The sequence below is a fragment of the Albidovulum salinarum genome, assembly GCF_025673475.1.
Lineage (GTDB): Bacteria > Pseudomonadota > Alphaproteobacteria > Rhodobacterales > Rhodobacteraceae > Albidovulum > Albidovulum salinarum.
Genome location: NZ_JAOVQO010000051.1, coordinates 1 through 3,766 on the forward strand (window position 1 = coordinate 1; position 3,766 = coordinate 3,766).

Sequence of the window (3,766 nt, forward strand, 5' to 3'; positions counted from 1 at the left end):
TAGTTGATGTGTGTATGGAATGGTGCTAGCGTTTTGGGGAGACGATCCAAGGGAGTCGAAGATGTGCGGGATTGTGGGACTGTTTTTGAAGGACCGGTCGCTGGAGCCTCGGCTCGGGGCGCTTCTGACCGAGATGCTGGTGACGATGACGGACCGGGGTCCGGACAGCGCCGGGATCGCGATCTTCGGGTCGGATGCCGATGACGAGGGCAAGCTGACGGTGCAGTCGGCCGATCCGGCGCGCGATTTCGCCGGGCTTGCCGAGGCGCTCGGCGAGGCGGTCGGGGCGGCGGTGACGCTGGAACAGAAGGACAGCCACGCGGTCCTGCGGATGCCGCTCGGCGCGCTCGGCGCGGCGCGGGCGGCGCTTGGCGAGCTGCGCCCCGGGGTGCGGGTGATGAGTGCCGGCGACATCATCGAGATCTACAAGGAGGTCGGGCTGCCGAAGGACGTGGCGGCGCGCTTCGAGGTGTCGAAGATGAGCGGCCGCCACGGCATCGGCCACACCCGCATGGCCACCGAATCCGCGGTCACGACGATGGGGGCGCATCCCTTCTCCACGGGGCCCGACCAGTGCCTGGTGCACAACGGGTCCCTCTCGAACCACAACGGGCTCCGGCGCGAGCTGAAGCGCGAGGGGATGCGCTTCGAGACCGAGAACGACACCGAGGTCGCGGCCGCCTATCTCAGCCACAAGCTCGACCAGGGGCTGAGCCTCGGTGCGGCGCTCGAGGCCGGGCTCGAGGATCTCGACGGGTTCTACACCTTCGTCGTCGGCACCAAGGACGGCTTCGGCGTGGTGCGCGACCCGATCGCCTGCAAGCCCGCGGTGATGGCCGAGACCGACCAGTACGTCGCCTTCGGCTCGGAATACCGGGCGCTCGTCAACCTGCCCGGCATCGAGACCGCCCGCGTCTGGGAGCCCGAGCCCGCAACCGTCTATTTCTGGAACCACTGACCATGCAGACATTCGACCTCTCCAAGAGCAGCCTGCGCGAGCTCAACGCCACGCTTCACGCCCAGAAGGCCTCGACCAACCAGACCGCCTGGGAGATCGCCAACCCGCGCGGCCACCACGCGATCGCGGTCGGGCTCGACGCGCCGATCGAGGTCACGGTGAAGGGCTCCACGGGCTATTACTGCGCCGGCATGAACAAGCAGGCCACCGTGGTGGTGAAGGGCTCGGCCGGGCCCGGCGTGGCCGAGAACATGATGTCGGGCACCGTCATCGTCGAGGGCGACGCGAGCCAGTATGCCGGGGCGACCGGCAATGGCGGGCTTCTCGTGATCAAGGGCAACGCCTCGTCGCGCTGCGGCATCTCGATGAAGGGCATCGACATCGTCGTTTTCGGCAATATCGGCCACATGTCGGCCTTCATGGCGCAGTCGGGCAACCTCGTCGTCCTCGGCGATGCCGGCGACGCGCTCGGGGATTCGCTCTACGAGGCGCGGCTCTTCGTGCGCGGCTCGGTCAAGAGCCTCGGCGCGGACTGCATCGAGAAGGAGATGCGGCCCGAGCATCTCGAGATCCTGCGCGAGCTCATCGAGCGCTCCGGCGCGCCGGCCAGGCCGGAAGAGTTCAAGCGCTACGGCTCGGCCCGCAGGCTCTACAACTTCCACATCGACAACGCCTCGGCGTATTGAGGAGATGGCCATGAAAGACGAAAAGAAGGCGGCGCAGATCCCGCAGACCACGCCGCGCCAGTCCTGGACCTTCTCCAACGAGATGAACTCCGAGATCCGCCGCGCGGCGGCGACCGGGATCTACGACATCCGCGGCGGCGGCTCGAAGCGCAAGGTGCCGCATTTTGACGACCTTCTGTTCCTCGGCGCCTCGATCAGCCGCTACCCGCTCGAGGGCTACCGCGAGCGCTGCGACACCAAGGTCGTGCTCGGTACCCGCTTCGCCAAGAAGCCGATCGAGCTCGACATCCCGATCACCATCGCCGGCATGTCCTTCGGCTCGCTCTCGGGCCCGGCCAAGGAGGCGCTCGGCCGCGGCGCGACGCTCGCCGGCACCTCGACCACGACCGGCGACGGCGGCATGACCGAGGAGGAGCGCGGCCATTCCAACAAGCTCGTCTACCAGTACCTGCCCTCGCGCTACGGCATGAACCCCGACGACCTGCGCCGCGCCGACGCGATCGAGGTCGTGGTCGGCCAGGGCGCCAAGCCCGGCGGCGGCGGCATGCTGCTTGGCCAGAAGATCTCCGACCGGGTCGCCAAGATGCGCAACCTGCCGAAGGGGATCGACCAGCGCTCGGCCTGCCGGCACCCGGACTGGACCGGGCCCGACGATCTCGAGATCAAGATCCTGGAGCTGCGCGAGATCACCAACTGGGAGAAGCCGATCTACGTCAAGATCGGCGGCGCGCGGCCCTATTACGACACCACGCTCGCGGTCAAGGCCGGCGCCGATGTCGTCGTCCTCGACGGCATGCAGGGCGGCACCGCGGCGACCCAGGACGTGTTCATCGAGCATGTCGGCCAGCCGACGCTGGCCTGCCTGCCGCAGGCGGTGAAGGCGCTGCAGGACCTCGGCATGCACCGCAAGGTGCAGCTGATCATCTCCGGCGGCATCCGCTCGGGCGCCGATGTCGCCAAGGCGCTGGCGCTCGGTGCCGACGTCGCCTCGGTCGGCACCGCGGCGCTGATCGCGCTCGGCGACAACGATCCCCATCTCGAGGACGAATACCGCGCCCTCGGCACCACCGCCGGCGCCTATGACGACTGGCACGAGGGCAAGTGCCCGGCCGGCATCACCACCCAGGATCCCGAGCTGATGGCCCGGCTCGACCCGATGGCGGCGGGCCGCCGGCTGGCGAATTACCTCAAGGTGATGACGCTCGAGGCGCAGACGATCGCCCGGGCCTGCGGCAAGAATCACGTCCACAACCTCGAGCCCGAGGATCTCTGCGCGCTGACGATCGAGGCCGCGGCGATGGCCGGCGTGCCCTTGACCGGCACCTCCTGGATCCCCGGCCGCGGCGGGTTCTGACCCGCCCCGGCCCCGGGGACCGGGACCGGGCTCACGGACCGGGACCAGGACGATGAACGAGACAAGAACCGAGACACCGACAACAGGGAGAAGTGGCACCATGGCACGGGATATGGCCACAGCGACAGGGACCGGGACGCGCGACCTCGCCGAATGGGCGGCCGAGCGCGGCGTGAAGTACTTCATGGTCTCCTACACCGACCTCTTCGGCGGCCAGCGCGCCAAGCTCGCGCCTGCCGCCGCGATCAACGACATGGCCGCCGACGGCGCCGGCTTCGCCGGCTTCGCGACCTGGCTCGACCTCACCCCGGCCCATCCCGACATGCTCGCGGTGCCCGACCCGGCCTCGGCGATCCAGCTGCCCTGGAAGCCCGAGGTCGCCTGGCTCGCCTCGAACTGCGTGATGGACGGCGCCGACCTCGCCCAGGCGCCGCGCAACGTGCTGCGCCGCCAGATCGAGAAGGCCGCCGAGCTCGGGCTCCACGTCAAGACCGGGGTCGAGCCGGAGTTCTTCCTGCTCAGCCCCGACGGCGCCGAGCTCTCCGACGCCTATGATACCGCCGCCAAGCCCTGCTACGACCAGCAGGCGGTGATGCGGCGCTGCGACGTGATCGCCGAGATCAGCGACTGCATGCTCGGCCTCGGCTGGGAGCCCTACCAGAGCGACCACGAGGACGCCAACGGCCAGTTCGAGATGAACTGGAAGTACGACAACGTGCTCGCCACCGCCGACAAGCACTCGTTCTTCAAGTTCATGACCCGCTCGAT

At 68.7% G+C, this 3,766-nt stretch carries 3 protein-coding genes and 1 pseudogene; all 4 read left to right on the forward strand.

Going from position 1 to position 3,766, the window contains the following annotated elements; genetic code table 11:
* Positions 1-61 precede the first annotated feature (61 nt).
* On the forward strand, positions 62-958 hold the full coding sequence (locus OEZ60_RS21940) for a class II glutamine amidotransferase (RefSeq protein WP_263340961.1): 897 nt from the start codon (positions 62-64) through the stop codon (positions 956-958).
* Positions 959-960: 2 nt separating this feature from the next.
* A complete protein-coding gene (locus OEZ60_RS21945; RefSeq protein WP_263340963.1) occupies positions 961-1,644 on the forward strand; it encodes a GXGXG domain-containing protein in 684 nt (227 codons plus the stop codon).
* A 10-nt stretch (positions 1,645-1,654) separates the two neighbouring features.
* On the forward strand, positions 1,655-2,998 hold the full coding sequence (locus tag OEZ60_RS21950) for an FMN-binding glutamate synthase family protein (protein WP_263340966.1): 1,344 nt from the start codon (positions 1,655-1,657) through the stop codon (positions 2,996-2,998).
* Between the two features lie 100 nt (positions 2,999-3,098).
* A pseudogene (locus tag OEZ60_RS21955) lies at positions 3,099-3,766 on the forward strand (type III glutamate--ammonia ligase); the annotation flags it as partial.